Consider the following 26,838-nt stretch of genomic DNA (forward strand, 5'->3'; position numbering starts at 1 on the left):
GGACAACCAATGACCTGGCGTCCCTACTATCAGGGCAACGGAGAGCGCTACCAAGGCGACCTCCCCGTACCTCCCCCCTGGCGCTTCGCTTCGACAAAACAGTCCGCTCGGACGTTCCGCCCGCCGGACGGGCTGGCCGAGGCCGTCAACGCGGCTCTGTGCCTGCGCCGGCCCTTGCTGCTGACCGGTGCGCCGGGGACGGGTAAGTCGACCGTGGCGACCTCCGTCGCCTACGAACTCGACCTAGGAGATGTACTGCACTGGCATGTCACCTCCCGGAGCACTCTCACCGAAGCCCTGTACCGCTACGACGCTCTGGGCCGACTGGACGCAACGCGCCATGACGAACCAGACGACATCGGCCGATTCCTCCAGCTGGGCCCGTTGGGGACGGCCCTGATGGAGCAGGACCGTCCACGGATGCTCCTCATCGACGAGATCGACAAGAGCGACATCGACTTGCCCAGCGACCTGCTCAACGTCATCGAGTCCGGCGAATTCGAAATCCCGGAACTGACCAGGCATGCCCAGGAGAAGGTACAAGTACGGCTGTGGGACGGGAACACGACCGGAACCGTCCATAGAGGGCGCGTGAAGTGCACCAAGTTCCCCTTCATCGTCATGACCAACAACGGTGAACGCAGCTTCCCCCCACCGTTCCTGCGCCGCTGTATCCGCTTCGAGATGCCCGCCCCGGACGCAGACAGCCTCGCAGACATCGTCCGTGCCCACCTCGGTGACCAACTGACGCAGCAGGCAAACGATCTACTCACCGAGTTCGAGCACAGGATCGGGAGAAACGAAAGCCTCGCCACCGACCAACTACTCAACGCCCTGCACCTGGTGATCAGAGAGGCCGCGTCGAACGACGAGGAGCGCGCCCGTTTGGTCAAGCTCGTGCTCCGAGACCTGTCCAGTGCCTGAGATGATTGAGGACTTCATCCGCGCCCTGCAGCGTGCCGGTGTCGATACCGACGCCGTCGCGCTGGCAGACACGCTGTGGTTGTGCGGTTCCATGGCGGACGGCGAGGACACCAACCTCGAACCGGCGCCGACCGGTCCACGGGCCGACCCATCCGCGGGCCCGGGCAACGGAATGCTTTCCGCCGAGGAGGTCGCCGAAGACTCCCCCATCGGCTCTGTGCCGCAGGGCCGCGACGTTTTCGATTCCTCTGGCGGCGCTGGAAGCAGAGCCGCGGTCGCAGGCCATGCCGGCCGCAGCGCGGCACTGCCCAACGGTCTGGCGGTTGCTCGGGCGTTGCGCCCACTCAAGCGGAGGTTCCCCCAAGGTCGCGAGGTCGTCCTTGACGCAGAGGCCACGGTCCAGGCCTACGTGCACACACAGGATCTGACCCCCGTCCTCTCCGTGCTGCCCGAACGCTGGTTCCATCTCGACCTGGTCGTGGACCAGTCGCCGTCGATGCAGGTATGGCAGGACGTCGCCGGGGAACTGCTCACCCTGCTCCAACAGCTCGGCGCGTTCCGTACTGTCCGGTGGTGGAAACTCGACGCCCGATCGGACGCCCCAGTTCTCTGCGACCCGTCTGGTGTCACGCTCCACCCCGACCGACTGCGAGACCCTCACAGCCGGCGGCTCGTTGCGGTCTTCTCAGACTGCGTCGCTGATGGATGGTACGCACCGCAGATCTGGCGGGCACTACGCTCCTGGGGGCGGTCCACCGCCACCGTGCTGCTCAACCCCCTGCCACCCAGGCTCTGGCCGCACACCGGCCTCGACGGGACCGTAGTGCCCCTGACCGCAACAGAACCAGGAGCTCGCAGCGCCGACCTCGGTTTCACCATCCCCGTTGCTTTGCGCATGCTCGCTGCCATGTCCGGTAGTGAGAGCGATGACTGGCTTCCGTGCCCGGTGGTCGACCTCTCGCCCGCTTCCCTTGGCGCATGGGCCGGGACCCTGATGGCCATGGACACAGGCGGCTGCGAGGGAGTTCTCCTCCCTCCGGAGGGCCGCCTCTCCGATCCGGACGACGATGAGTACGACAGTCTCGAACCAGACGGATCAGAGCCCGACGGTTTCGCGCAGACATCGCCGACCGCTCAACAACTCGTCCGCGCCTTCCGCCATGTCGCCTCTCCTTGCGCCCATCGACTCGCCGTCCTGTGCAGTCCGCAAACGGACTTCTCACTGCCCCTGCTGCGAGCGTTGCAGGAGAACATGGAACCGGCCTCCGGTGTCACTGACCTGGCCGAGCTCGTCGTCAGCGGACTGTTCGAACACGCCCCTGGAACCGAGACGGGGAACGTCCGACTGCGTTTCCGGCCAGGAGTACGTGAAGAACTCCATAAGTCCCTGACGGCTGAGGACGCATGGCAGGTCCGCATCGCTCTGAGTCGCTTCGTTGAGCGGGACACAGCGCACGGAACCCATGCCGTCCTCATCGCAGACGAGAGCGGGGACAAACGCGTCCCCGATGGACTCACGTCCTTCACCACCACGGGGGCGTCGGCACAGCGGCAGCATCCATCTAAGCTCCGCCAACAGGTCGAAGATGCCCACAGCGGCGGACGACCCACGACAGTCGCTGACGTCGTGGCAAGGAGCGGCGGGAGAGCAGACGAGGAACACCAACGGCCGAACCCCGTGGCCGCGCGCGCCGAGTTCTGCGCCCGTTTGGAGACCGCGCGAGAAGAGAAGCGGCTGTCCATCAACCAGGTGGCCGCGCGCGCCCAGCTCAGCCGCGCCACGGTTGTCAACGCCTTCAACAACACCGGGCGCATCCCCTCCCGCAAGACCGTGCACGCTCTCGCCGCTGCCCTTGGCCTGGCCTCCACACCTTTGATCGCCCTGCGCGACATCACCGCAACCACGCTCTCGGCTGCTTCGACCGTCCTAGAGGGGCGTTCGGTTGCTTCGACCGTCCCAGGGCGGCGTATCGGCGCGTGGGACCCCCACGAGCTTGGCATCCACCCCGCCACTGACTCCCCGGACCACACCCCCGCAGCCGACACCATCCCCCAGCGGGGTGTCGCAGAACTGCCGGGCTATGTCCACCGCCTTCACGACACCGAACTGGACCGAGTCGTGGAGGCCGTTGCCCAGGGGGACAGTCGGATAGCGATGCTGGTGGGCGGATCCGCCACTGGCAAGACCCGCTCCTGTTGGGAAGCCATCCAACCCCTTGCACAGCGACGAGGATGGCGGCTGTGGCGGCCTGGTGACCCCACCCACGCAGAAGCCGTCCTGGTCGAGCTGGACCGTATCGCGCCTCGCACCGTGGTCTGGCTTGACGAGGCCCAGCGCTATCTCGGTGCCAGCGGCCGAGAGGGAGAGCGTGTCGCCGCGGCTCTGCGCATCCTGCTCACCGACCCCGACCGCGCTCCGGTCCTGATCCTGGGCACCCTGCGGGAGGAGTATGCCCGGACCTACACGACTCGCCCCGAACCGGAGAAGGAGGACGCACACGCCCAGGCGCGGATGCTGCTGAAGGAGTGCTTGATCAAGGTTCCTGACACCTTTGACCGGGACGCACTCGATGCAGCCAAAGCCTTGGCCGAAGCGGGTGATGACCGACTCGCTGAAGCTCTGGATCACGTCTCGGATGGTCGTTTGTCCCGGGCCCTGTCCGGAGCACCCGAACCTTCTCAGCGCCTCGCCGAGACGATCGAGGCCCACCAACGCGAACTTGAGCACTGCCAACGGGTAGGGGACACCCGCGGCGAAGCCACGGCGTGGGACAACCTCGGCACAGCTCTGCGCAAGGTGGGTCGGTTGGAGGAGGCCGTTAACGCCCATACTCGCGAACGAGAGGCCTACCACCAGCTCGGCGACGCCCCAAACGAAGCCATGGCGTGGATCAGTCTTGGTCTGGCCCTACAACAGGTGGGCCGGTTCGATGAGGCGATCGACGCCCTCATGCGCGCACGGGAAGCCTGCAACCAGCTCGGGAACATCCAAGGCGAAGCCATCGCGCTGATCGGTCTTGGTCTGGCCCTAGAGCAGGTGGGTCGGTTGGAGGAGGCCGTTAACGCCCATACTCGCGCACGGGAGGCCTACAACCAGCTCGGCGACGCCCCAAACGAAGCCATGGCGTGGAACTACCTCGGCAGGGTCTTGGCCGAGGTGGGTCGGTTGGAGGAGGCCGTTGACGCCCATACTCGCGCACGGGAGGCCTACAACCAGCTCGGCGACGCCCCAAACGAAGCCATGGCGTGGAACAACCTCGGCAGGGTCTTGGCCGAGGTGGGTCGGTTGGAGGAGGCCGTTGACGCCCATACTCGCGAACGAGAGGCCTACAACCAGCTCGGCGACGCCCCAAACGAAGCCATGGCGTGGAACAACCTCGGCAGGGTCTTGGCCGAGGTGGGTCGGTTGGAGGAGGCCGTTGACGCCCATACTCGCGAACGAGAGGCCTACAACCAGCTCGGCGACGCCCCAAACGAAGCCATGGCGTGGAACAACCTCGGCAGAGCTCTGCGCAAGGTGGGTCGGTTGGAGGAGGCCGTTGACGCCCACCAACGGGTCCGTGAGGCCTACAACCAGCTCGGCGACGCCCCAAACGAAGCCATGGCGTGGAACGCTCTTGGCCTGGCACTACAGCAGGTGGGTCGGTTCGATGAGGCGATCGACGCCCTCATGCGCGCACGGGAGGCCTGCAACCAGCTCGGGAACATCCAAGGCGAATCCGTCGCGCTGATCGGTCTTGGTCTGGCCCTAGAGCAGGTGGGTCGGTTGGAGGAGGCCGTTGACGCCCATACTCGCGCACGGGAGGCCTACAATCAGCTCGGCGACGCCCAAGGCGAAGCTATGGCGTGGGACAGCCTCGGCACGGCCCTGTGCCAGGTGGGTCGGTTCGATGAGGCGATCGACGCCCACACCCACGCCCGCGACCTCTACCAACAGGTCGGCGACGCTCACACCGAAGCGACGGTGTGGAAAAACCTGGGTGTGGCCCTGGGCAAAGCCGACCGGCTCGAGGAGGCGACCGCGTGGCTGGAGCGGGCCATCGCCCACTTCCGTGGGGCGGGTGACCGTCGCGCTCAGGGCCACTCCTGCTTCGAGCTCGGCGTGGTGCTGCACAGGTCGGGTCGGTATGGGGAGGCGGTCACGGTGTTGGAGGAGGCGGTCGAGCTGCTGGCGAACGCCGACGAACCCCACCTGCACGAGCAGGCACGGCAGGCGTTGGAGGAGGCCCGGGCCAGCACCTGACCGACCCCGCACACTCACCCCGGACCGGCCGGCCGATGGACACCAGCACGCTCGCCAGCCGGACGCGCAAGAACGGGATTCCTGGTCTCCACAGCCGAACCGCGGCCATCCGCCAGCTCATGCTCCAAGCCTCCGTACCAGTCAGCGCCCGGATGCCGACTACCACCACGTTCACATCACCGCGCCGGCCGCCGAGGCGGGACGACCATGGCTCCACTACGCACCAACGACCACGCAGAACGACTGGGGCAGGCAAAGACGAATACCGACGACTCCATGACTGGCCTGCACCGGAATCGCCCCCTAACCACGGAGGCTTCTACGCTGACCGACAGAGCCGCCCCCCGAACGCAGGAGCCCCATGAACCAGCAAGACGACCAACCTTTCGCGTGGGAACCGCTCCCGGAGATCCTGTGGGCCTGGTTATGCAAGGTGGAGGCCGCCCCGGGGTCCACCACCGAGGAACTGGGTGGAACCTACTGGCTGCGCCACCTCATGGAAGGGCCGGTCAGAGGACCCGGGCAAGATGGCCGAAGACCAGGGTTCGGCTTCGTCGCCCACCGTCCGGCCGCCGACAAGCCCCCTTCCGAAGAATGCACCTGGCACCACACCCAAGGATGCACATGGCACCTGACCGAGGCCGGTCGCGCCCACATCCTGGCCCACCGGGAGGACTACGCTCGTCTCTACGGAGACTGAGCCCAGGGCAAGAAGCCGGAACCGGCCGCAGCGATCTCGCCGCCGACCCTGTCAACGTGGTGCTGGTGGCCGAGCCGACAGGCCACGCCGACCCCAACGCCAACCGCCACTACACCCTGCCCAACCACGCCGACAACACCCTCGCGCCGGGCGGCCGTGACCTACACACTGGCAGCGCCCGAGACAGCGAAAGCACGTCACTGCGACCTCGTCAGGGGCGGGCCTGTTTTCCCTGATGGGGATGGTTCCGACGCCCTGTGGTTGAGGTGCCTCCGCAGCTGTGCGCACCGCGTGCCGCGCGCCTGGGGTGTCCCTGTTGTGGTTGCTCTCTGATTCCTTGGTGCTTTTTTGCTGACCCCCGCACGTCGCGATCCCGTCCCCTCTCGGATAGCCCCGAACCCCGACCAGGACGGCACGTCACAGAGGCGGGCGGGCGGCCCCGCTCCGCCCCTTGCGCTTGCGGTGACGCACCCGGTCGGCAGGCTCGGGAGTCGTCGCCTTGATCTTGCGTCTGCGCAGGTAGGCACGGATCTTCTTCGAGCTGTAGGCCTTGTCCGCGCGCACCCGCACCGGCCGGGTGCGCGCGGGCCCGCTCCGCCTGTGCCCGGCCACCCGGATACGTTCCATGACCGGCTCCAACTGCGGCGCATCTGCGCGCTGGCCGGCCGTGACCACCACCGACATCGGTTTCTGGCGCTGCTCGCAGGCCAGGTGGATCTTCGTGCTCAATCCCCCGCGGGAGCCGCCCAGGGCATGATCGTCGGGCCCTGTCGTTTCGTGATCCGGGCCCTCCCCTTCTTCGCGGCACCGGCGGCGTGCTAGTGGGCGCGTCGCGTACCACGGTGGAGTCCACGTTGAGGTCCCAGGTGATCAGCCCCGCCGCGTCGGCCAGGGCGCGCAGGGCGTCCAGGATTCGCGCCCAGGTGCCGTCCACACACCAGCGGCGGGAGAGGTCGTAGACGCTGTACCAGGGGTCGTAGCGTTCGGGCACATCCCGCCAGGGGGCGCCGACCCGCACCCGCCAGCGGATGCCGTCGATCAGGGTGCGCTGGGAGCGCGAGGGCGGGCAGCACGGGTCCCAGGAGCGCCCATGGGGCAGTGGTGAGGTCACCGCGCCCGGGGCCGGGCAGGGTCACAGCGAAGCCTTCGGCGGTGCTCCTTCCTCTGACTCCGTAATCCACAATGGCTTTCCGTCACCGCATGTGACGAGAAGTCCCTCTGCTGGTTCAAGGCTGGTGCGCATCACATGCAGCCAGGTGTCGCCAACCTTGGCGATCGGATGGCTGGGCGAGCGCATGAAACGATGTGTCCTGACCTGATGATGGATCGTGCGGGCATCGTCGGACCAACAGATGATAGAGAATTCATCTTCCAAGAACCCGGCGTAGCTGGCCTCGGAGTCGTTCTGTGGCTCGCCAGCGTGACCAGCTACCACCCGGTCCAACGATGTGCGGATCAAGTCGTACACGACGGGCATGGCCACGGTGCAGTAACTCGCCCAACTGATGTCATCCGCCAGAGGAATGCCGTCCTGCTGAGCGAGAATGTTCCCCGTGTCGAAATCCTCGTCCATCCGGTGCACGGTGATGCCACCAGTCGGATCACCGTTGCGAATCGCCCAAAGCAGCGGTGCCGGACCACGGTATTTCGGCAGCATCGAAACGTGGACGTTGATCACACCGAGCTGAGGAATCTCCAGCACTGAACGTGGAAGCTTCCAGGCAAAACCGAAGACGATCACAAGGTCGACCCGGTAGCTTTCCAGGGCGAGAGCGAGGCCGTCGACACTCCCCGGGAAAATCAGGTCCATTCCCTGCGGAGTGGAAGCGAGAATTGACGCGGCCGTCTCACTGGCGTCGTCGAGATTCGGCCCGCCAGAGCGAAGAGAACGACCATAGAAATAGGCAACCGGATGGTGGCCGGAGTCTGTGCACGCTGCATGAATCGTGGAGAACTCAGCGGGCCCGGACGAGATCACACCAATGCGTAGATGGGTCGACATCTCCCTGTTTCTCATGAAGTGAAGCGATGGTGCTCGATCGGCCGGTCAGATCAACGTATACTCATGGTGCGGAATTCCCAGATCCCAGGCCGATTCGAACGCCTTGACGCACAATTGTGCCACCTCATGATCAGTACTCACTTCATTCCCGACCCAGCCGCCATCCCCGGTGAAGTGGTTGAACAACACGGTCGTGCCGTCGAAGATCCAGCAGTCATTTCCAGGCAACGCCAGGCCGGAGGCGCGTTTTCGAGGTAGCCAGCGCACGTCCTCCCCCGCTTCGATGTTCTGCGGGGTGCCCTCGTGTTCGAAACGAATGTACTCGGTGACCGGTTCTGAGACGATCCGAACTCGGCGAAGCCGAACTCCACGCGCGGAGGTGGCCCGCATCAGATCGAGCCAACCGGCCTTACTCGCGGCATCCTGCTCAGGACCCCACTCGCCGGCCCGCCACTTCTCAATATCGGCTTCTTCCTCCGCCACCGCGTAGTGATCGCGCATCTCCAAATGGCAGGCTGATGCACTGCACCCATTGAAGAAGCGCTCCCAGCCCTCCGCGTCAAGAGACTCCATTCACATCATCCTTCGGCAGGTAGTTGAACAGAGACGCCGGCACGCGTACGACCGTTTCTCCGCCGGGTATCTTCATCTGCTCCAGATCGCCCGGATCGCTGACCACATAGCCCTGTACGATAAAGTCACCGCTTTCCTCGTCCCGGTACAATCGCGGCGAACCGCCCTGCCCGGTGGAGCCACCAACAAACGTAATTCTCATGCTTTCCTCTCAACGTCGCGCACCTCAGCAGGAACCAATTCGTCGGCCATAGGCCAAGCTAGCAGTCAAAGCCCCTTCAAGGAAGGAATTCTGCATCTCTCGAGCACAGTGGGTGGAATGAGGCACATGGGACCTTGCCTGGGTGATTGTCCGGTTCGGTGCGCTGACTGAGGGGTACGCCTGATTGGCAGCACAAAATAGGTGACAGGAGGGGACGTGGCAGAGATACCGAGCAGGCCAAGCCGCGGGTCGGTGCCCGAGTCCCACTCGACTCGCAACACTCTCTCAGGCTCATCAAGGAGCGTGGTCCAGGCTGGCGATATCAACGGTGACGTGCATTTCCACACCACGCCACTCACCCCGGCGCTTCGCCCGGCCCAACTACCAGGTGACGTGCGCGGCTTCATCAATCGAACAGATGAACTACGGCACCTAGACGCACTGCTGGAGGACCCATCCGGAACCCGCCAAGACGCAGAAGCGTTACGTATCGCACTTGTCGTCGGCACAGCCGGGGTAGGCAAGACGTCACTCGCCGTCCGCTGGGCACACCGGATCAAGGACCGCTTTCCCGACGGGCAGCTGTATGTCAACCTGCACGGATACGATCCTGCCCCGTCAACGATCGTCGCGGATGTCCTCGACCGGTTCCTGCGCGCCCTTGATGTGCCGGTGGATCGCATACCCGCAGGTGAGGAGCCACGCGCAGAGCTGTTCCGCTCCGTGACGGCCCAGCGGCATGTGCTCATCGTCCTTGACAACGCCGCCGCCTCTACACAGATCCGACCCCTTCTGCCCGGTTCTGCGAACTGCCTGGTAGCGATCACGAGCCGTACGCGAATGTCTGGTTTAGTAGCGCGAGAGGGGGCGCATCGTGTGAGTGTGGAAACGTTGTCGCAGGCCGAGTCTGTGCGGTTGCTGCGCACCATCATCGCCGAGTACCGGACCGACGACGATGATGATGCGGAGCTTGCTGAACTGGCACGTCTGTGCGCCCATTTGCCGCTAGCCCTGCGGATCGTAGCCGAACGGGCAGCGGCACGGCCGCGCATGCCGCTACGCGACCTCATCACAGAGTTGCGCGATGAGTCCGGATTGTGGGACGCGCTGTCATCGACCGGAGAAGGGGAAGCTGACGAAGCCGACGCCGTGCGTGCCGTCTTCGCTTGGTCCTACCGCGCCCTCACCCCACCAGCTGCTCGAATGTTCCGCCTGCTGGGACTGCACCCAGGACCCGAATTCGGCGTGGAAGCCGCCGCTGCACTGCTGACCACCACCACAGCCCGCGCCCGCCGTCAGCTCGACACCCTGGCCGGCGCACACCTGCTGGAAGAGTGCGGTCACGACCGCTACCAGTTCCACGACCTGCTGCGCGCCTACGCCATCGACCAGGCCCAGCGTGAGGAATCGGAGAACGACCGGCGCGCTGCGCTAAAACGCGTCCTTGGCTGGTATCTCCACTCGGCTGCGGCTGCCGCCCGAGCGGGATCGTGCACCTACGCCATGCCCTTGACCCTTGAGCCGCTGGGTGACGGTGTCGACCCGGCGACCTTCGATGACGCGAAAGCCGCGATCGCTTGGTATGAGACCGAGCGCGACAACCTCACCACCGCCGTCCGCATCGCCAGTACCAACAGGATGGACCGGATCGCGTGGCAGATCCCCGCGGCCCTGACGATGGTCGTCGCGGACCGCGAGCCAGCCGACACCTGGCTGCCTGCCCAACGGGTGGGCCTGGAATCCGCCCGCCGCATGGGCGACCAATACGGAGAAGCGATCACCCTCGACAACCTCGGCATCGCCTACCGACACCTGTTCCGGCTCGCCGAGGCTGAAGAGTGCTTCAGCGCCGCGCTGAGGATCTTCCGAGACCTCGGGGACACGTTCGGGCACGCTCGAGCCGCCAATGGCCTGGGTGTTGCCCACATGTTCGCGCACCATGTCGACGACGCTGAGGCCTGCTTCGAACAGGCATTGGAGCGGGCAGGTGAACTCGACAATCCCGTCTACATAGGTGCCTTCACCCGAAACCTCGGATGGGCGTCCCTCGAACGCGAAGACTCCCACAGGGCGGAGGCGTTGCTGAGGCGGTCGGCCGACATACTGGGTCACGCGCAAGAGCCATTGGAAGAGGCTGAGGCGCTCACCCTTCTGGCGGCCGTTCATCGGCAAACGGGACGCCTCACACTGGCTGAGCAGACGGCTGAGCAGGCGTTGGCCATCGCAGGGGAGGCCGATGGCACACTCTTCGAATCGCTCGCCCTCCTGGAGTTGGGCCGTATCACCCTGGCTCAGGCCAAGGGCACCGAAGCCTTGGGGCATCTTCAGCAGGCCGCCGTCTTGTTCCAGCGTGTCGGTCGCCCCGATCTTCAGGCAGCGGCCTGGGATGCGACCGGAGAGGTGTACCTCATGCTCGGGCGCGTCGAGGAGGCCGTTGCGTTCCACCAGCAGGCGTCTGCTGCGTTCCGCAGCAGGGGTGACCGATGGTCCCTGGCGCTCTCCCTGGCCCATCTCGCCGTTGCGCTGACCCAGCAGGGAGTCCTGGCCGAAGCGCGGGAACATCGCCGTGAGGCTCTTCGGCTGCTCGAAGCCTTCCCCGGCGCGGCAGCAGAAGCGAGACGGTTCGAAATAGAGGCTCAGGGCACGGCTTCTGACTCATGAGGTTCTCACCGCCGAATGCAAGCCCGCGCCTGCGACTGCTCTTGTCCAAGACGATGACGCGGGTGGCTTGCGTCGTGTGGGAAGGGCCGAGCTCACTCGCCCTACAGGTGGGTGTGTAGCCATGTCAGCGTGGTCTCGCAGGGTGTGTGACCCGCGTTTTTCGGAGTCAGAATCCTGGACTCTGGGATCACGAGACCTCAACGGAGACATCGTGGATACCCGGCACAGTTCCGCCGCAAGCTAGGCGCGGGGGTCTTCGTCAGCATCACGTGGCCGGCGTGGGGAACGCAGCAGGCGCAGAACCTGCCAGGCGCGGCGTCGACGGCGAGTGTCGCGCGACCACACCGCCGGGACGATGACGAACACCACGAGCAACAGCAGCGGCCAGCTCTCGGCCGTGCCCAGCAGTGCGACCGCCAGGTCCACGACCAGGCTGGAAGGGGCGAGTACGGGCATGGAATCCCTCCACCAGGGGTGAGCCGATCAAGGTGCGATCAGCTTCCACCCGCCCCGAGGCCGTATGGACATGCCAGGACGGCCGCGTCCAAGAGCGGCCAATCATTGACAGTCCCCCACACCGCCAGGCCTTTGCTGACAGGATGTCTGACAGTTTCTGACAGCAGCAGACACCGACCGGAAGGACTGGCGTGCCCCGGCCCTGGAAGCACCCCGACCTCCCCCCAGGCCCGCTCAGCGAGCTCAACCGCGCGCTGCACGAGCTGCACCACCGGGCCGGCTGGCCCTCCTCCCGCGAGATCCGCCGGGCCCTGGACGCCAAGGGGGTGCCCATGTCCCACACCAAGGTCCACGACACCCTCACCAAGCCGGTCCTGCCCACAAAAGGCGCGGTCGAGATGATCACCGAAGTCCTGGCCGAGAAGGTCCGCGGCGCTGACATCAACACCGAGATCGACCGCCTCCTGGGCCTGTGGCAAGCCGCCGCCCTCGACAACTCGTCCCCGTCCCCTGCTCCCGTCCCACCCGATGAGTCTGCGGCCCTACCCGATGACCCCGAGCGCCCACCGGATGAAGCCCGCACCCCAACTGACGATCCCCCGACCGCCAAGCAGGGGGGCCAGCGCGAGCTGCCACGCCAGGACAACCTCATCGAGCGAATGCGGCGCGAGAAGGCTGAAAACGGGGACACCGACGCCATGGTCGAGCTCGGCTCCTCGCTGCAGACGTGGGGCGGGGCGGCCGGGGCCGCCGAGGCTGAGTCGTGGTACCGGCGTGCCGCCGAGAGCGGCCACACCCAGGCCATGCTCAACCTCGCGGTCCTGCTGGAGGAGGAGCAGGAGGAGAGGGGGTCGGCCGCGCTGTGGTACCGGCGTGCCGAGGCTGAGTCGTGGTACCGGCGCGCGGCCGAGAATGGCCACACTCAGGCCATGGTCGGCCTCGGGGCCTTGCTGGAGCAGCGGGACGAGGATGATGAGGCTGCGGTGTGGTACCGGCGCGCTGCGGAGAAAGGTGACGCCGGCGCCATGCTCAGCTTCGCGTCTCTGTTGAAGCAGCGGGGCGATGATGAGCATGCCGAGGCCTGGTACCGGCGCGCCGCGGAGGAAGGTGACGCCGACGCCATGAACACTCTCGCGGCCTTGCTGGAGGAGCGGGAGGAGACCGAGGAGGCTGCGGTGTGGCGGCACCGGGCGGAGGAGGCATCGCGCTCCGTGCTCAGCCGGCTGGTGGACCGCTGGTTCCGAGGCAAGTCCTGATCTCCGATAGTTGTGTGGTGGGCTTCGAAGCCGATGGCGGCTGCTTGCCCCTCGCCGTAGTGCCAGGGGGCCAGGCCCTGTCAGCAGGCGCCGTGGTCGGAGCTTTCCTGGGTGTCCTGGCCCTGGTGGTGAGTGAGGACCATTCCCTGGATCGTTCCTGAGGAGTGCCGCACCCGCGGCATGACGGATCCCGGTAGGCGTAGCCGCAAAGGCCGCTCAGGCGGCAGAATCGGCGCATGCGACGTACATGGGTGTGGATCCTCGCGGCCGTGGGGGCGGCCTCGCTGGTAGTGCTGGGTGCCTCCCTGCTGCTGCCCGGGTTGGAGGAGCTCTCCTGGGCCGCGGGGACCGGGTCCTTCGTCCTGGCCGCCGCGGCCCTGGCCCTGGCTTGGCCACGCCGCACCCCTTCGGCTTCAGCGCCGGAACCCTCCCCTGCCCCGGGGGACACGCGAGTGGACAACCGAGCGGGCGATGTCCACGGCACCGTGGTCCAGGCAGGGGCCATCCACGGCCCGGTCACCGTGCACTCCCACCCCGCACCGGCGGACACACGAGTGCCGGGGTGGGTGAAGGTGGCCGTGCCCGCCGGTCAGGCCGATGCGCACGAACTGGGCGCCCACGACGCCCTCCCCGGCCCCGCCGGTGAAGGCCTGCCCCCCTACGTATCCCGGGACGTGGACAGCGAACTCGACCGCCGCCTGGCCGCGGCGGCGGAGGCGCCGCGCGGGGGGATGGTGCTGGTGGCCGGAGCCTCGACCGCGGGCAAGACCCGCGCCCTGGCCCAGGCGTTGGCCCGTACGTTGCCTGAGCGGATGCTGGTGGCCCCGCCCGAGGACGCCGACCTGCGCCCCCTGCCCACCTGGCTCAAAGCCAGCGCCAAACGCGCACCGCACGGGTGGGTGGTGTGGTTGGACGACCTGGACCGCCACCTGAGCGCCTCGGGTCTAACCCCGGTCCTGGTCGCTGAACTGGGCCAGGCCGGCGCGATAGTGGCCGCCACCATCCGCCAAGAACGACTGGACTCCCTGCGCCCCAGCGCCACCGACCCCGCCCCGGGCGCCGAGGGAGTGGGCTATGCGGTGCTCAAGACCCCACCCGTCACCGTCCGACGCGGTTGGAGCAGGGAAGAACGCGAGCGTGCCCGCACCAGCGGCGACGAGCGCCTGGTCCAAGCCGCCGCCGACGAGCGCTTCGGCGTCGCCGAGCAACTGGCCGCGGGCCCCCACCTGCAACAAGCCTGGGACAGCGGTCCCGACAGCGGGCACCCACGCGGGTACGCCCTGGTGGCCGCAGCGGTGGGTTTGGCCCGGGCCGGGGTGTCGAGCCCGCTGACCCGAGAGCAGATCCAGGCCGCCCACAGGGTCTACCTGCCCGACCCGCCGCCCCTGCCCGAGGAGACCGACCGGGCCTGGGAGTGGGCCACCCGTCGGCGCAGCGGCCTGGCCGGGCTGCTAGTGCCCGCCGACCACGAGGGCCGCCGGTGGCGGGCCTTCGACTACCTCACCACCCAAGACCCCCTGCCCGACGCGGTCTGGCACACCGCCGTGGATGTGGCCACCGATCGGGAGCGCTCCACTGTCGGTATCACCGCCTTCCTCGCCGAACGGGCCGACATCGCCGAAACAGCCTGGCGCCCCTTGGCCGAACAAGGCGACGTCCGCGTGATGTTCAGCCTCGGGGTCCTGCTGGCGGAGGCGGGTCGGGTGGAAGAAGCCGAAGACTGGTACCGCAAGGCCATCGCCCAAGACGGCGACACTGCCGCGATGGTCAGCCTCGGGAACCTGCTGGCCGGTGAGGGGCGGGCGGAGGAGGCTGAGACCTGGTGGCACAAGGCCGCCGAACAGGGCGACACCAACGCGATGAACAACCTCGCGATCTTGCTGGCTCGGACGGGGCGGATGAGAGGGGCCGAGGACTGGTTCTGCAAGGCCGCTGAACAAGGCAACACCTCCGCGATGAACAACCTCGGGATCCTGCTGGCCCGGGCGGATCAGTTGGACGAGGCCGAGCAATGGTGGCAACGGGCACGTGAGGCAGAGGGTGAGGAATGAGCATGCCCAGGTGTAGCGGACGCCGTCTGCACCCCCGGTTTATGTCGTAAGCACTGTCACAGAACCAGCTGATTCTGGCCCCCGATATGCGGGCCCCGGCAGGCCAGCGCCCTCGGGTGACGTTAACGGACGTGGCACCAGCCGCAAACGCGGCCGGTCCTCCCCGGCCGGTGGTGAATCCCACCATGGCGGTGGCCTCGTTGGCTTGGTGGGCAGGGTGTAGCGGCGGGCGGCGGTGAGGTCGGCGTGGCCCGTACGAGGTCGGTACCGAAGGTGTGGCGCAGCACGTGCGGGCCGAATGCCTGGGCCCTGGCCGGTTTCGGCGAAGGCCTGTCCGGGGTGTGGTGGACGGTGGACAATACCCTCATGTGGAAGTGGCTCTGTGCGGCGGTTCTGGGCGTTATCGCCCTCATCCTGGTCGGGTTCTGGGCGGCGCCCCGGCTCTGGCCTGATCTGGGCCTGGGGTTGGACGAGCTCAACCAGCTGGCCGGGATCGTCTCGCTGCCGGTGGGGGTGGCCTCCCTGCTGGTAGGGTTGTGGGCCCTGCGCTCCCCCTCCGGTTCTCCGGCCTCTCCTGGAGGGGTGACCAACACGATCACCGGCAACCCGACCGGGCCGACCGTGCAGGCCCACACCGTCACCGGCGGGGTCGGCAACACCACCCACCACCACGGGGGCGGGGACCACATCGACGTCTCCGGCGGCACCTTCCACGACAAGGTCGTCGGCAAGGAGGAACACCACCACCGCCCCGACACCCCTGATGACACAGGCAGCCAGTGAGCGAACCCGAACCCCGACAGACCTGGCCTTTTAAGGTGGACAACACCATCGAGGGTGATCCGTCGGGCCCCACAGCCCAGGCCGGGGTTATCCATGGCGGGGTCGGTCACACCATCCACCACCATCAGGCGCCGCCCGCCACGTCGGCGTTGTTCGCGGTACCGGCCCCACCCGACGGGTTCACCGGACGCACCGACCAGCTCCGCGAGCTGTTGGACCGCCTCGACCCCTCTCCCGCAGACAGGGCTCGGGTGCCGCAGGGGGTGGGAGCGGTGGTGTCCGCTCTGGCCGGGATGGGCGGGGTCGGTAAGACTGCCCTGGCGCTGCAGGCGGCTGCCACGGCTGCCGGGCGGGGGTGGTTCTGCGCCCAGTTGTTCGTGGACCTGCACAGCTACACCCCCACCACCCCACCCGTAGAAGCCGCAGCGGCGCTGGATGTGCTGCTGCGCCAGGCGGGGGTGGATCCCGACGACATCCCCTCAGGCTTGGAGGAGCGGTCGGCGTTCTACCGGTCAGCACTGCACGCCCTCAGCCAGGCCGATGAGCACTGTCGTCCGGTGTTGGTGGTGGCCGATAACGCCCACACCCTGGCCCAGGTCGAACCCTTGCTGCCTGGTTCGGGCGGGCACCGGTTGCTGGTCACCTCCCGCGAACGGTTGGCTGTCGGCGGCCACCAGCCCCTGGCCCTGGACACCCTGCCTGAAGACGAGGCGGTCGACCTCCTCAAAGCCCGCCTAGGATCCGCCGATGCTCGGTGCGGGGACGCTGAGGGGTTGGCCGCCCTGGCCGGGCGGTGCGGTTATCTGCCGTTGGCGCTCAAGATCGCCGCCGCTCTGTTGGCTCGCACCCCCACCGTGGAACCGGGCCGGCTCGCACAGCGGTTGGCCGAGGTCTCCCGCTTCTCGGATGGGCGCGATGATCTGGCCGCGGTCTTCGAAGCCTCCCTGACCCATCTGCCTCAGGGCCATGTGCGGGTGTTCGCCCTGTTGGGCACCAACCCCGGCCCGGACCTGTCCACCGCGGCCGCGGCCGCCCTGACCGGTCTCGGGCCTGAGGAGGTCGAGGCGGTGTTGGAGGAGCTGGCTGCCGCCCACCTGCTCACCGCCCACCCGGGGGGCCGTTGGAGCATGCACGACCTTCTGGTCGGCCACGCCCGCACCCTTCCACTGCCCGCACCCGGCCCAGATGACGGTGTGGGCGAGGACACCGATGCGCGCCATCAGGCCCTGGTGCGGCTGCTGGACTTCTACACCGCCGTGGCCGACGCGGCCGACGACCACCTGCGGGCCCTGCCCGGCCACACCCCACCCGAGCTGTTCACTGATCGGCAGCAGGCGCTGGGGCGGTTGGAGGCCGAGTACGACAACCTCATCAACGCCGTCCAGGCCGCATACACCCACGGCCACACCACCACCGCGATCCGCCTGCCTTCCATCCTGGGCGAGTACCTGAACCGCTGCAGGCGCTTCGAGGACGCCATCACCGTCCACACCCAAGCTCAAGAAGCCGCTCAGCAGGTGGGTGATGTCCACGGTGAGGCGACGGCGTGGAACAACCTCGGCTCGGCGCTGCAGCAGGTGCGTCGGTTCGAGGAGGCCATCCATGCCCACCACCGCGCCCATGAAGCCTTCCACGAAGCAGGTAATACCTACAGCCAAGCGTCGGTGTGGAACAACCTCGGCCTGGCCCTGCAGCAGATGGGCTGGTTCGACAAGGCCATCGTCGCCCACCAACACGCCCGCGACACCTTCCACCAAGTGGGTGATGCCCACGGTGAGGCGACGGCGTGGAACAGCCTCGGCCTGACACTGACTGAGCTGGGCCGATTCGGTGAGGCGATTGACGCTCACCGACGCGCCTGCGACGCCTACCACCAACTGGGGGACACTTTCGGCGAAGCGATGGCATGGGGCAACCTCGGCATCGCCTTACAGGAGGTGGGCCGGTTCGAGGAGGCTATCGACGCTCACCAACGCGCCCGCGACACCTTCCACCAGCGAGAAGACGTCCATGGCGAAGCGATGGCGTGGGCCAGCCTCGGCACCGCCCTACAGAAGACGAAGCGCACCCAGCAGGCCCGTGAGGCATTCGAGCAGGCCGTGCGGGGGTTCCGTGATACCCACGACGAGTACAGGCTCACTACCACCCAGAGGAACCTGGACCAGCTCCGGCAACGACGCTCATGGTGGCGCATCTGGGAGCGCTGACCATTCGGAGGCGGCATTTGCAGACGCGCTCGCCACTCGGCCACCTCACGGGTGCGGCGGCCGCTCAGTCTTCGCTGATCGCTTCAGGCCACCGAACGGCCGGCCCCTGGGTACCGGCGAAGGCAGGGTTGTCCCATCCCGGCGGGAGCTCGCTGTCGTTCTCCCGCACGCTCCCCGCAGTCGAGAACACACCCTCGTGAGGAGGCTGGACTACAAAGGGGCCGCACTCTTGGACCTCGTCACCGCTTAGGGTCACACGGCAGCGGTTGAGGGTGGCTGTGTCGCGGGTCTGGTCGAGCTGTCCGCTCTCGATCAGGTCGGGGTTCCGATCCATCAACCACACCCACACCGTCACCTGGACAGTGTCGGTGACCAGATCGGTGGGTTGAACTCGTGCGGTCAGTGCCACCCCGCCCTCGGAGAGCGTGGTGCATGCCTGATACGCCGTCATGCCTGAGGCCATCGGCGTCCAGTCGCTGCGGCACTGCCGCTCCTGTTCAGGTGCCCCGCCTGATCGGGGTGGGGATTGGCTGGGTGCCGTGTTCTCGGGGGCGGCGTCGCCTTGCTCCTCGAGCAGGGGAACCAGGCCGATCAGCGTGGAGATGAGCCCTGTGACCATGGAGATGATGCTGGAGATCCAGCTGAAACGCTCCAACTTGGGTCGTTCGGAGGTGTCACCGGTGCCTGCTGCTCTGCGTCGGAGAACGATCAAGACGACACCTGCCGTCAGGAGAGCCAGTCCGACGGCCAGGGCCCAGTAGGCGAACAACACGGGGGGTCCTCTCTACAGGAGGCTGGGCAGAGAACGACCTCACCCTTCCATGTTCGGCCCTCGATCACTGAGGAAATACAAGGATGTGTGGCTCGGACGGGCGGAAGGTTCGTCCTCGTGCCCCTGGTCCTCGATGAGGGTCGGCCGCGAGCTCCTGAATGAAGCTCCCGAAGTCGATGCCGCCGCCTCGCTGAGTATGCAACGGATGGTTGCTAGGAGCGGTGGCGGCGGGCGCTGCGGCCGGCCTGGCCTTGGGCGCCAGCCGCAGCCATCGGCGTTCGGCCCCTTGCTGGGTCACTCCGAGCGCCGCTCCCAGGGCCGGCCAGCTCACCTGTGGACGTGCGCGGTCCAGGGCCTGGTACTCGGCGTGGTCCAGGTCCGCGCGCATCTGCTGGATGACGGTCAGCGCATCGAGGCGTTCGGCCCCGGTGGTTTCGGCGCCCCGGGCGATCTCCAGCAGGGCGCTCACGCAGGCGCGCGTGGGCGGCGGCCGCCTCGGCGTTGGGCAGGGCATTACTCCCCTCAGGTGCAACGGTGCGTTGCGTCCCACGGTGGCGACCACACGTTGCATCGACAACGGAACGTTGCTAGCCGCTGGCCCCCGATAAGCCAGCGGTCAAAGCTCCAGGTCCGGAGAGAGGATGAGGCCTGCCCTCCGCGCGAATTCGGGGAGGTCGATGGCACCGGCGCCGTCTTGGGTGTCGAACTCGGCGAGGAGGTTCTCGCCCTCGTCCTCGACCGTGCCGTGGCCGTGCCGGAACCGCAGGTACAGGTATCTGCCAGTGGTGGTCCAGGCGTCCCACTGGGACGGGTAGGCGTAACAGGTGTGGTCGACGCGGGAGATGATCACAGGGTTTCCTCCGACCGCCGGTGAGGGCGCGGCTTCTGCTGCCCAGGGGCAAGGGGGCTACCGACGAACCTGTAGTAATCCTCCTCGACGTCCTATTAGGCAAGCCATGGTGTGGAGGCATGAGCGGATTAGACTGTGGCAACGACCCACGGGCGGCGCGAGTAACACCTGGGACTCATGGCGAACTCACCTGAACCAAGACGCAGGATCTGCCCCTCGTGCTGCATCGAAAGCGAGGAGGGGGAAACCAACTGCCCCGCATGCGGGATGCGGCTGTACCCCGACGGTCGAGTTCAGTCCATCCACGGCAGCACGGACGATGTCCTGCGCGTCTACCGCGAGATCTCTGCAACCCACCGCACGGAGAACCGACTGTCGGGCGATGTGTCAGGCACAGTCGTCCAGATCGGCTCCCTCTATGGAAACGTCTCCCTGCCGGCTACCGGCAAGACCTCCAACGACAAACCCTCGGAGGGGGAGGCCGCGTCCCCGAAGGTCAGCTTGGTCTGTTGCCTGTGCCAGGAGCACATCCCCTCCAGCTCCGACGTCTACCCCTTGGACGCCGAATGGCAGCGTCGACACCCCAACATGATCGGATTCTTGGCCTGCCGGTGCGCTACCGACGCACGGTGGCACTGGCGGTGCAGGTCGACCTGGCGCGGCTATCTTCGCGGACACATCCGGTCGCAGTTTGAACGCAGGTGCGTCGACTCCTTGAGTCACATCGAGGCGCCTCGCACACACGCGGTCGCGGCCCTTCGGTACCCGGCGTCGGCCTTGCTACAGGGAGCGGAAGAGTACCTGCGGCACGCTGCGAGCGACCCCCGGACTCCGAAGACGTTGACAGCCCGTCTCCATGCCTCACTCGAAGAGTGGGAAGCCAACAACACCTAAGGTGCTGTTCAGGTACGCGGGTTTGCGGCCCGATGTTCTCCGCGCCTCCGGCGCCCGCCGTCGGACCCCCGCTTGCTGTGCCCTTCGCCGGCTCACCGGTCGATGGTGAGCGCCTCCAGCGCGCGGGTTTTTGTTCGCTTCCGTGGCCACCGGCGGTGGTGTTGAGATCGGCGTGGACGACCAGCTCGGCCCCCAGGACCACGTCGACCGGCTCGTTCGCGAGGTGGACGCGGCCGCGCACAAGGGTCGGTACCGAAGGTGTGGCGTAACACGTGCGGACCGAACGCCTCGCCGTTGTCCGAGGGGCCGATGCCCGCTGCGGCGCCGAGTGCGCACACCGCGGTGCTGGCGGCCCGGGTGGACAGGCGCCGAGCTGCGGGAGTCGATCGTCATCGCTACAACCGTGGACGGCCTGATCGTGATGGCCCTGTCCGAGATCGGGCACGCCTGCCGCCATGGGGTGAAGCCTTCGAAGATCAGAGGATCGCCCTGTTGACCGGCGACGCCTATCTCCACCACGGTCTGAGCTCCGCTGGGAGGGGGTGGCCATGGCCGTGCGAACGGCCTCCGGGGCCCGTTCCGTTCGTGGTGTGATCCCCGGCACACCTGTCACAGGATCCGGGCGAGTGGTGTCTCCATGCCGAACGCTGCACAGCGAAGGGAGACACCATGAACGGCACCACCGAGGTGGTCGTGATCGGCGGCGGGTACGCGGGGGCCATGGCGGCCAGCCGCCTGACGCGGCGCGAGGACGTGACCGTGACCCTCGTCAACCCGCGCCCGCACTTCGTGGACCGGATCCGCCTGCACCAGCTGGTGGGCGGCACCCACGACGCGGTCGCCGACTTCGAGAAGGTCCTGGCCGGGAGGGTCCGGCTGGTGGTGGACACCGTGACCCGGATCGACACGGCCGGGCGCCGCCTGGCACTGGCGAGCGGCGACACCCTCGGCTACGACCACGTGGTCTACGCGGTCGGCAGCGGCGGCGCCGACCCCGACGTGCCCGGGGCGGCCGAGTTCGCCCACCCGATCGCCACCCTGGAGGACGCCCGGGGCGTGCGGTCGGTCCTCGATGCCGCCCCGGCCACCGCCGGTGTGACGGTGGTCGGCGCCGGCCCGACCGGGATCGAGGCCGCCGCCGAACTGGCGGAGCGGGGGCGCGCCGTGACCCTGGTCTGCGGCGGTGTGTTCGGCCCCGGCCTGCACCCGCGGAGCCGGCGCGCGGTCGCCGGGCGGCTCGACGCGCTCGGTGTGACCGTGCTCGCGGGCCCCGGCGCCCGGGTGACGGCCGTGACCCGCGACTCCGTGCGACTCGACGACGACCGTGTCCTGCCGTCCGACGTGACCGTGTGGACCGCCGGGTTCGGCGTACCGGACCTGGCCGCGCGCAGCGGTCTGAGCACCGACGCCCTGGGCCGCCTGCGCACGGACGAGACGCTGACCAGTGTGGACGACCCGCGCGTGGTCGCCGCCGGGGACTCGGCGGCGCCCTCCGACCTGCCCTATCGGATGAGCTGCCAGGCCGCGGTCCAACTGGGCCCGCAGGCGGCGGAGACCGTGCTCGGCCACATCGCGGGAGAGCGGCCCGCGCCCGTCACCGCCGGGTTCAACGGGCTGTGCCTCAGCCTGGGGCGGCGCACCGGGCTCTTCCAGGCGACGCGCAGGAACGACGCCCCGACCCGGTTCTCCGTCGGCGGACGACCCGGTGGGAGGGTCAAGGAGATCATCTGCCGGGGCATCCTCTGGCAGCTGACGCAGGAGGCGCGCAAGCCCGGGGCGCGCTCGTGGTGGACCAGGGACGGCGAACGGGAGGCGCTGCTGCGCGAAGGGCACGGCGCGGCCCCGACCGCGCGCTGACGGCAGCGCAGGGACGACGAGAGGGGCCCGCCATGGGCGACCAGACCACCGATCCGGCGGGTGCGGGTCGCCGGAGCGGCGTCGCGCTCACCGTCGGCCCCACCGTGGTCAACGGCCACCCCGCGCCGGCCGTCCGGGTGGACGGGGAGATGGACGGGGTCATCGCGGTCCGGGTGGAGGACGACAGGATCACCGGCCTGTACTACGTCCGCGACCCGGAGAAGCCGACCCGCGTCGGGCAGGAGACGCCGCTGTCCCTGCGCTGACGCGGGGGCCCGGTCCTAGGCGTCCGGCGCCCATGACTCGGCCTCGGCCAGAGCGGTCATGACGACGGGGACGTCGATGGCGACCACGGCCATCTCCCAGATCTCCGTGCCGGCCCTGAGCGTGAGCACCCGCACGCCGCCGAGCTGCCGCTCGGCGAACGAGGACGGTTCGCGGACGTCGATCACCTCGTGCGGGCGCGGCAGCGGCACCGGTCTGCCGAACGTGCGGAACGGCCGCCACTTGCGCCACGCGAGGCGTTCGGGGCCGGCGAGGTGCATCACCAGGATTCCCTGGCGGAAGAGGTTCCCGTCCAGCCGCAGGAAGGCGACCGAACGCAGGGGCAGCCCCTCCCGGAGGTCGCGCAGGTCCTGTTCGGCCGCGGCGGGATTGCCGCCGAGCACGCCCCACCACCATGTGCGGGGGTCGCGGAGGATGTCCGGGATGTACTGGGTGCCCGCGGTGTTGCGCGGTGGGGGAATCATGGACGGAACATACACGGCCATGTCGACGGTGGAGCCGATCCCGTGGGCAGCGCGGTCGCCCCCGCCTTCGCGGTGCTGGGCGTCGTCCGCCTGGTGCTGTCGACCGGCGCCGTCCTGGACCCGCGCGCGGCGCGGCGGGTCGCGCGTGAGCCCAGGACGGGCGGCTGAGCCGAACCGGCCGTGGGACCAGCGTCCGGCCGAGGGGGTCACTTGGCGACGGGGACGGAGACCCTCTCCTCCAGGCCCGGCTTCGTGACGTCGATCGGCTTCGGCGAGGTGTCCTTGGTGCGCACGTGGGTCGTGTAGAGCATGAGACCCACGAACGTGAAGCCGCCCACCAGGTTGCCCAGGACGGTGGGGATCTCGTTCCACACCAGGTAGTCGCCGACCGAGAACTCACCGCCGAGCAGCAGCCCGGCCGGGAAGAGGAACATGTTGACGATCGAGTGCTCGAACCCCATGTAGAAGAAGAGCATCACCGGCATCCACATGGCGATGACCTTGCCGCCCACGGTCCTCGACATCATCGCGCCCACCACACCGGTGGAGACCATCCAGTTGCACAGCACGCCCCGGACGAACAGCGTCAGCATGCCCGAGGCGCCGAACTCGGCGTAGCCCACGGTCCGCGACTCGCCGATCGTGCCCAGGCGCTGCCCGACCTCGTCGGGGTCCGTGGCGAAGCCCGTGGTGACGATGATCGCCATGAGGACGGCGACCATGAACGCCCCGGCGAAGTTGCCCACGAACACCAGGCCCCAGTTGCGCAGCAGACCCGTGAACGTCGCGCCGGGCCTGCGGTCGATCAGGGCCAGCGGAACCAGCGTGAAGACACCGGTGAGCAGGTCGTAGCCGAGCAGGTACAGCATGCAGAAGCCCACCGGGAAGAGGACCGCGCCGAGCAGCGCGTTGCCCGTCTGCACGGTGACGGTGATGGCGAGGGCCGCGCCCATGGCGAGGATGGCCCCCGCCATGAACGACCGGATCAGGGTGTCGCGGGTGGACATCGTCATCTTCGCTGCGCCCGCGTCGACCATCCTCGTGGCGAACTCGGGCGGGGCCAGGTAGGACATGCCATCCCTCCGGTGTGCGGATACTCCCCGGGTCGCGGCTTCGACCCGGGAGATTCCAGGCGAGTGTCCGCGCGGGAGGTTTCCGCGCCGTGCCCCGGAGTGGGCGCCGCCGTTACCGTCCACTCACCGCCGGTGGCCTCCGGCGGTGAGCGCGGCGCGTGCGGGCCGCGCGTCAGCCCTTCTTCTGGGCGGCCTTCGCGGCCTTGGCGGCCCGCTTGGTCTCGCGGACCTCGGTGAGGGACTGCTCGTCGACGATGTCGGCGACCGACCGCCGGGAGCCCTCCTCCCCGTAGGGCCCGGCGGCCTCGCGCCAGCCCTCGGGGCGCACGCCCCGCTGCTTGCCGAGCAGGGCGAGGAAGATGCGCGCCTTCTGGTCGCCGAAACCGGGCAGGGCCTTGAGGCGGCGGAGCAGTTCGCGCCCGTCGGGGTCGCCGGAGGTCCAGACCCGCTCCGCGTGCCCGTCGTAGTCGCCGACCAGGGCCGCGCACAGCGCCTGGACCCGCTTGGCCATCGAGGAGGGGAAGCGGTGTACCGCCGGGGTGCGCCCGAAGACCTCGGCGAGTTCCTCCGGGTCGCGCCCGGCGAGGTCGGCGGCGTCCAGGGAGCCGAGCCGGTCGGCGATCTTCTTCGGCCCGGCGAAGGCGACCTCCATGGCGACCTGCTGGTCGAGGAGCATGCCGATCATGAGCGCCAGCGGCTCCCTCGACAGCAGGGCGTCGGCCTCGGCGTCACCGGTGATGTGCAGCGTGTCGTTCATGTCCCCGATCCTGCCATCGCCGCGGGCCCGGCCCGCCCGCGACGAGCCGGGGACGCCGAGCTCGCGGCAGGCCGGTCCCGGCGATCGGGTCGCGGCCGGCCGGTCTCAGGCGCGCAGGTCGCGCCACTCCTCCGTGGCCAGGACGGCCGCCCACGCACCGGCCACCCGGGCCAGGCCGCGCCGTACCTCGTCCACCACCGCCGGAGCCAGCGGCACCGCGCCGTCCGCGTCGGGCTCCATGCGCACCGTCACCCGCAGCCCGTCCAGCACCTTCTGCCCGCGCGCGACCGCCTCGGGGTCGGTGTCCGCCCCTCCGGCCAGGACCGCGCGGATGCCGTCGCGCAGCGCGACCGCCTCGTCGAGGTCGGCCAGGGTGATGGGAATGGCTCCCTCGGTCACCAGCCGGTACTTGCGCAGGAAGCGCGCGAGGTCGGCGCGGTCGGCGAGGTGCCCGTCCGCGGAGACGAAGTCCTTGATGAGTTCGGCGGCCCTGCCGGGCCGCGTGGGGGTCGTCATGAAGGCCATGACACCACGGTTCGGCCACCGATACAGGCGAACGCGTGACTCGGTGGCCACAGGTGGCCACCGAGTCACGCGAAGAGTGCCGAAACACCCCGATCCGGTCGGCCTCAGGGCCCCACGAGCTCCCGGACGCCCTCCCGGTCCATGGGCAGGCCCAGGCTCTTGAGGCGGACGGAGAAGTTGGCGACCGTCCCCGACCAGATCTCGTCGTTGTCCAGCAGCGCCCGCAGGTAGGCCCGCTGCACCGCGGTCGGCTCGTCGGGGACGCCGTCCCCGGGCGCGCGGGCGAAGGCCAGTTCCAGCAGCGGCCCGCAGTCCGCCTCGGCCGTGTAGGCCGACGACAGCGCCGCCATCCGGCGGTGGACGGGCAGCAGGCGTTCGGCGTCCCCGGGGCCCGCGCGCTCGGCGAGCGTCCGCACGAGGGTGAACCTGACGTGGCCGCCGAAGGCCGCGGGACGGGTCCCGAACCACCGGTCCGCCTCCCATGGATCGTCCAGTGACTCGACGAGGACCCTGGTGGCCTCGGTGTTCGTGCTCAGGGCGGGTGCGAGCGCGGCGCAGGCGCGGATGGCCGGATCGGTGTGGGTGAGGAACTCGGAGGTGTCGCCGCCCGCCTCCCCCTTGGCCAGCACGATGACGGCCGCCTCGTCACGGGTCTCGGCCATGTCCGCGGCCCCGGACAGGTCCAGGTCCAGCCCGCCCAGGGCGGCGATGGCCGCGGCCGCCTCCACCGCGCGCGAGCGCAGCAGGGCGTCCTGGCAGGTGAGGAGGGGCTGGACGGCGTCGCGCAGGACGGGCGCGGCGGCGCGCAGGTCCACGACGACCTGCCACGTCAGCGCCTCCAGGGCGGGCTCCTCCCACGCGTCCTCGTCGTCGGCCAGGACCGCCTCGACGACGCGGTCGCGCTCGGCCGGTGACAGCCGGGCGCGCTCGGCGAGTGCTGCGTCGCTCTCCCCGGTGTCGGCGGACTCGGCCGTGTCCCGGAGGAAGCCCAGCAGGGCGGCGCGCAGCGGTTCGGGGCCGGCTCCGGCGTCCGGGTGCGGCCGGCCCGCGCCGGGGCGCTCCAGTAGCCCGGCGACGAACAGGACGGTCGGCACGGTCGCCGGGTAGAGGGTGCCCTGGTGCAGCATGGCGCTGTACAGGTAGTCCAGGCTCCGCGTGAGTGTGTCCGGGTCGTCGGCGAGGAGCCCGGACAGCCGCCCGGGGGCGTCCCCGGACGCACCGTAGGCGTGGAGGGTCCGGTCCCAGTCGGTCGTGTGGAGTACGTCCAGTCCTGTCTGCATACGCGCATCCTGCCAGCGGGCAC

General features: G+C 68.6%; 24 protein-coding genes and 1 pseudogene. 11 read left to right on the forward strand and 14 right to left on the reverse strand.

Annotated elements, in window-relative coordinates; all coding sequences use genetic code 11:
* The first annotated feature begins 9 nt into the window (after positions 1 to 9).
* The 3 genes from HNR10_RS03660 (at position 10) to HNR10_RS03670 (ending at position 5,867) form a co-directional block, all read left to right on the forward strand.
* Positions 10 to 924, forward strand: coding sequence for an AAA family ATPase (locus HNR10_RS03660; RefSeq protein WP_179820841.1), 915 nt, complete (start codon positions 10 to 12; stop codon positions 922 to 924).
* Position 925: 1 nt separating this feature from the next.
* Positions 926 to 5,167, forward strand: a complete 4,242-nt coding sequence (locus HNR10_RS03665; protein WP_179820842.1) for a tetratricopeptide repeat protein — start codon at positions 926 to 928, stop codon at positions 5,165 to 5,167.
* A 361-nt stretch (positions 5,168 to 5,528) separates the two neighbouring features.
* The gene (locus tag HNR10_RS03670; RefSeq protein ID WP_179820844.1) at positions 5,529 to 5,867 is read left to right on the forward strand and encodes a hypothetical protein; all 339 of its coding nucleotides are present in this window, start codon (positions 5,529 to 5,531) and stop codon (positions 5,865 to 5,867) included.
* A 417-nt stretch (positions 5,868 to 6,284) separates the two neighbouring features.
* Here HNR10_RS03670 and HNR10_RS03675 read toward each other — a convergent pair whose 3' ends face one another.
* The 5 genes and pseudogenes from HNR10_RS03675 to HNR10_RS03695 form a co-directional block, all read right to left on the reverse strand.
* A complete protein-coding gene (locus tag HNR10_RS03675; protein WP_179820846.1) occupies positions 6,285 to 6,596 on the reverse strand; it encodes a transposase in 312 nt (103 codons plus the stop codon).
* 193 nt (positions 6,597 to 6,789) lie between these two features.
* Positions 6,790 to 6,978, reverse strand: a pseudogene (locus HNR10_RS32145) (transposase); the annotation flags it as partial.
* 21 nt (positions 6,979 to 6,999) lie between these two features.
* Positions 7,000 to 7,869 (reverse strand): methionyl-tRNA formyltransferase, encoded by an 870-nt coding sequence (locus tag HNR10_RS03685; protein ID WP_179829505.1) that lies wholly within the window; start codon positions 7,867 to 7,869, stop codon positions 7,000 to 7,002.
* 45 nt (positions 7,870 to 7,914) lie between these two features.
* The gene (locus HNR10_RS03690) at positions 7,915 to 8,442 is read right to left on the reverse strand and encodes a DUF6879 family protein (RefSeq protein ID WP_179820847.1); all 528 of its coding nucleotides are present in this window, start codon (positions 8,440 to 8,442) and stop codon (positions 7,915 to 7,917) included.
* Complete coding sequence (locus HNR10_RS03695) at positions 8,429 to 8,644, reverse strand: hypothetical protein (protein ID WP_179820849.1); 216 nt, start codon at positions 8,642 to 8,644, stop codon at positions 8,429 to 8,431. The genes HNR10_RS03690 and HNR10_RS03695 overlap by 14 nt, the downstream gene beginning before the upstream one ends.
* 303 nt (positions 8,645 to 8,947) lie before the next feature.
* Here HNR10_RS03695 and HNR10_RS03700 point away from each other — a divergent pair, with 303 nt between their 5' ends.
* A complete protein-coding gene (locus tag HNR10_RS03700; RefSeq protein ID WP_218897608.1) occupies positions 8,948 to 11,305 on the forward strand; it encodes an ATP-binding protein in 2,358 nt (785 codons plus the stop codon).
* Between the two features lie 240 nt (positions 11,306 to 11,545).
* On the opposite strand, the gene HNR10_RS03705 is transcribed toward HNR10_RS03700, so the two are convergent.
* The gene (locus HNR10_RS03705) at positions 11,546 to 11,761 is read right to left on the reverse strand and encodes a hypothetical protein (RefSeq protein ID WP_179820852.1); all 216 of its coding nucleotides are present in this window, start codon (positions 11,759 to 11,761) and stop codon (positions 11,546 to 11,548) included.
* A gap of 191 nt (positions 11,762 to 11,952) precedes the next feature.
* Between HNR10_RS03705 and HNR10_RS31945 the strand changes: the two genes are divergently transcribed.
* From HNR10_RS31945 to HNR10_RS03725, 4 genes are all read left to right on the forward strand, one after another.
* Complete coding sequence (locus tag HNR10_RS31945; protein WP_179820854.1) at positions 11,953 to 13,017, forward strand: tetratricopeptide repeat protein; 1,065 nt, start codon at positions 11,953 to 11,955, stop codon at positions 13,015 to 13,017.
* Positions 13,018 to 13,253: 236 nt separating this feature from the next.
* Entirely contained in the window at positions 13,254 to 15,068 is a 1,815-nt protein-coding gene (locus HNR10_RS03715) for a tetratricopeptide repeat protein (protein ID WP_179820856.1), read from the forward strand.
* 366 nt (positions 15,069 to 15,434) lie between these two features.
* Positions 15,435 to 15,851, forward strand: a complete 417-nt coding sequence (locus HNR10_RS03720) for a hypothetical protein (protein WP_179820857.1) — start codon at positions 15,435 to 15,437, stop codon at positions 15,849 to 15,851.
* Positions 15,852 to 15,886: 35 nt separating this feature from the next.
* Positions 15,887 to 18,058 carry a tetratricopeptide repeat protein gene (locus HNR10_RS03725; protein ID WP_179820859.1) on the forward strand — a complete coding sequence of 724 codons (2,172 nt, stop codon included), beginning with the start codon at positions 15,887 to 15,889 and terminating at the stop codon, positions 18,056 to 18,058.
* A 64-nt stretch (positions 18,059 to 18,122) separates the two neighbouring features.
* Here the strand turns inward: HNR10_RS03725 and HNR10_RS03730 are convergent, their stop codons facing one another.
* From HNR10_RS03730 to HNR10_RS03740, 3 genes are all read right to left on the reverse strand, one after another.
* Positions 18,123 to 18,830 (reverse strand): hypothetical protein, encoded by a 708-nt coding sequence (locus HNR10_RS03730; protein ID WP_179820861.1) that lies wholly within the window; start codon positions 18,828 to 18,830, stop codon positions 18,123 to 18,125.
* A gap of 64 nt (positions 18,831 to 18,894) precedes the next feature.
* Positions 18,895 to 19,299 carry a hypothetical protein gene (locus tag HNR10_RS03735; RefSeq protein WP_179820862.1) on the reverse strand — a complete coding sequence of 135 codons (405 nt, stop codon included), beginning with the start codon at positions 19,297 to 19,299 and terminating at the stop codon, positions 18,895 to 18,897.
* A 147-nt stretch (positions 19,300 to 19,446) separates the two neighbouring features.
* Positions 19,447 to 19,680: a hypothetical protein gene (locus tag HNR10_RS03740; RefSeq protein WP_179820864.1), complete on the reverse strand. Its 234-nt coding sequence runs from the start codon at positions 19,678 to 19,680 to the stop codon at positions 19,447 to 19,449.
* Between the two features lie 1,563 nt (positions 19,681 to 21,243).
* Here HNR10_RS03740 and HNR10_RS03745 point away from each other — a divergent pair.
* Both HNR10_RS03745 and HNR10_RS03750 read left to right on the forward strand, forming a co-directional pair.
* Positions 21,244 to 22,431 (forward strand): NAD(P)/FAD-dependent oxidoreductase, encoded by a 1,188-nt coding sequence (locus HNR10_RS03745; protein WP_179820866.1) that lies wholly within the window; start codon positions 21,244 to 21,246, stop codon positions 22,429 to 22,431.
* A 32-nt stretch (positions 22,432 to 22,463) separates the two neighbouring features.
* The gene (locus HNR10_RS03750) at positions 22,464 to 22,697 is read left to right on the forward strand and encodes a sigma-70 family RNA polymerase sigma factor family protein (protein ID WP_218897609.1); all 234 of its coding nucleotides are present in this window, start codon (positions 22,464 to 22,466) and stop codon (positions 22,695 to 22,697) included.
* 15 nt (positions 22,698 to 22,712) lie between these two features.
* On the opposite strand, the gene HNR10_RS03755 is transcribed toward HNR10_RS03750, so the two are convergent.
* Complete coding sequence (locus HNR10_RS03755) at positions 22,713 to 23,180, reverse strand: hypothetical protein (protein ID WP_179820867.1); 468 nt, start codon at positions 23,178 to 23,180, stop codon at positions 22,713 to 22,715.
* 42 nt (positions 23,181 to 23,222) lie between these two features.
* Here HNR10_RS03755 and HNR10_RS31675 point away from each other — a divergent pair, with 42 nt between their 5' ends.
* The gene (locus tag HNR10_RS31675) at positions 23,223 to 23,348 is read left to right on the forward strand and encodes a hypothetical protein (protein ID WP_281390090.1); all 126 of its coding nucleotides are present in this window, start codon (positions 23,223 to 23,225) and stop codon (positions 23,346 to 23,348) included.
* Between the two features lie 38 nt (positions 23,349 to 23,386).
* On the opposite strand, the gene HNR10_RS03760 is transcribed toward HNR10_RS31675, so the two are convergent.
* From HNR10_RS03760 to HNR10_RS03775, 4 genes are all read right to left on the reverse strand, one after another.
* Positions 23,387 to 24,253 carry a formate/nitrite transporter family protein gene (locus HNR10_RS03760; RefSeq protein ID WP_179820869.1) on the reverse strand — a complete coding sequence of 289 codons (867 nt, stop codon included), beginning with the start codon at positions 24,251 to 24,253 and terminating at the stop codon, positions 23,387 to 23,389.
* A 172-nt stretch (positions 24,254 to 24,425) separates the two neighbouring features.
* Positions 24,426 to 25,010, reverse strand: coding sequence for an HhH-GPD-type base excision DNA repair protein (locus HNR10_RS03765; RefSeq protein ID WP_179820870.1), 585 nt, complete (start codon positions 25,008 to 25,010; stop codon positions 24,426 to 24,428).
* A gap of 105 nt (positions 25,011 to 25,115) precedes the next feature.
* Complete coding sequence (locus HNR10_RS03770; RefSeq protein WP_179820872.1) at positions 25,116 to 25,526, reverse strand: ABATE domain-containing protein; 411 nt, start codon at positions 25,524 to 25,526, stop codon at positions 25,116 to 25,118.
* Between the two features lie 113 nt (positions 25,527 to 25,639).
* On the reverse strand, positions 25,640 to 26,815 hold the full coding sequence (locus tag HNR10_RS03775) for a hypothetical protein (RefSeq protein WP_179820873.1): 1,176 nt from the start codon (positions 26,813 to 26,815) through the stop codon (positions 25,640 to 25,642).
* Positions 26,816 to 26,838: the final 23 nt, after the last annotated feature.

This window comes from Nocardiopsis aegyptia (assembly GCF_013410755.1).
Taxonomy (GTDB): Bacteria; Actinomycetota; Actinomycetes; order Streptosporangiales; family Streptosporangiaceae; genus Nocardiopsis; species Nocardiopsis aegyptia.

What these genes read in the sequence shown, in the direction of transcription:
- HNR10_RS03660 (WP_179820841.1), top strand. Translation starts at nt 10, where the DNA reads ATGACCTGGCGTCCCTACTATCAGGGCAACGGAGAGCGCTACCAAGGC.
- HNR10_RS03665 (WP_179820842.1), top strand. Translation starts at nt 926, where the DNA reads ATGATTGAGGACTTCATCCGCGCCCTGCAGCGTGCCGGTGTCGATACC.
- HNR10_RS03670 (WP_179820844.1), top strand. Translation starts at nt 5,529, where the DNA reads ATGAACCAGCAAGACGACCAACCTTTCGCGTGGGAACCGCTCCCGGAG.
- HNR10_RS03685 (WP_179829505.1), bottom strand. Translation starts at nt 7,869, where the DNA reads ATGTCGACCCATCTACGCATTGGTGTGATCTCGTCCGGGCCCGCTGAG.
- HNR10_RS03690 (WP_179820847.1), bottom strand. Translation starts at nt 8,442, where the DNA reads ATGGAGTCTCTTGACGCGGAGGGCTGGGAGCGCTTCTTCAATGGGTGC.
- HNR10_RS03695 (WP_179820849.1), bottom strand. Translation starts at nt 8,644, where the DNA reads ATGAGAATTACGTTTGTTGGTGGCTCCACCGGGCAGGGCGGTTCGCCG.
- HNR10_RS03705 (WP_179820852.1), bottom strand. Translation starts at nt 11,761, where the DNA reads ATGCCCGTACTCGCCCCTTCCAGCCTGGTCGTGGACCTGGCGGTCGCA.
- HNR10_RS03715 (WP_179820856.1), top strand. Translation starts at nt 13,254, where the DNA reads ATGCGACGTACATGGGTGTGGATCCTCGCGGCCGTGGGGGCGGCCTCG.
- HNR10_RS03720 (WP_179820857.1), top strand. Translation starts at nt 15,435, where the DNA reads ATGTGGAAGTGGCTCTGTGCGGCGGTTCTGGGCGTTATCGCCCTCATC.
- HNR10_RS03745 (WP_179820866.1), top strand. Translation starts at nt 21,244, where the DNA reads ATGAACGGCACCACCGAGGTGGTCGTGATCGGCGGCGGGTACGCGGGG.
- HNR10_RS03750 (WP_218897609.1), top strand. Translation starts at nt 22,464, where the DNA reads ATGGGCGACCAGACCACCGATCCGGCGGGTGCGGGTCGCCGGAGCGGC.
- HNR10_RS03755 (WP_179820867.1), bottom strand. Translation starts at nt 23,180, where the DNA reads ATGATTCCCCCACCGCGCAACACCGCGGGCACCCAGTACATCCCGGAC.
- HNR10_RS03760 (WP_179820869.1), bottom strand. Translation starts at nt 24,253, where the DNA reads ATGTCCTACCTGGCCCCGCCCGAGTTCGCCACGAGGATGGTCGACGCG.
- HNR10_RS03765 (WP_179820870.1), bottom strand. Translation starts at nt 25,010, where the DNA reads ATGAACGACACGCTGCACATCACCGGTGACGCCGAGGCCGACGCCCTG.
- HNR10_RS03770 (WP_179820872.1), bottom strand. Translation starts at nt 25,526, where the DNA reads ATGACGACCCCCACGCGGCCCGGCAGGGCCGCCGAACTCATCAAGGAC.
- HNR10_RS03775 (WP_179820873.1), bottom strand. Translation starts at nt 26,815, where the DNA reads ATGCAGACAGGACTGGACGTACTCCACACGACCGACTGGGACCGGACC.